At 72.0% G+C, this 250-nt stretch carries 1 protein-coding gene; it reads left to right on the top strand.

Features of this window, described 5'->3' with window-relative positions; all coding sequences use genetic code 11:
* The coding region (locus JK364_RS54875) for a DUF2637 domain-containing protein (protein ID WP_201858948.1) at positions 1-250 on the top strand (250 nt) is incomplete at both ends.

Below are 250 nucleotides of genomic sequence, written 5' to 3'. Positions count from 1 at the left end.
CGCTGGATCTGCTGCTCACCTGGATCCGCATTCCCTTCCCGCTGCTGCGCCAGACCGCCTGGCTGCTGACCGCGGCCACCATCGCCTTCAACGGCGCGGCCGCCTGGCCGGACCCGATCGGCGTCGGCATGCACGGCGTGATCCCGATCCTGTTCGTCGTCTCCGTCGAGGCCGCGCGGCACGCGGTCGGCCGGATCGCCGACATCACCGCCGACCGGCACATGGAGTCGGTCCGCATCGCCCGCTGGCT

The organism is Streptomyces endocoffeicus, assembly GCF_016741935.1.
Taxonomy (GTDB): domain Bacteria; phylum Actinomycetota; class Actinomycetes; order Streptomycetales; family Streptomycetaceae; genus Streptomyces; species Streptomyces endocoffeicus.
The sequence above is the reverse complement of the archived record's forward strand: the minus strand, read 5'-3'. Positions and strand labels throughout refer to the sequence as shown.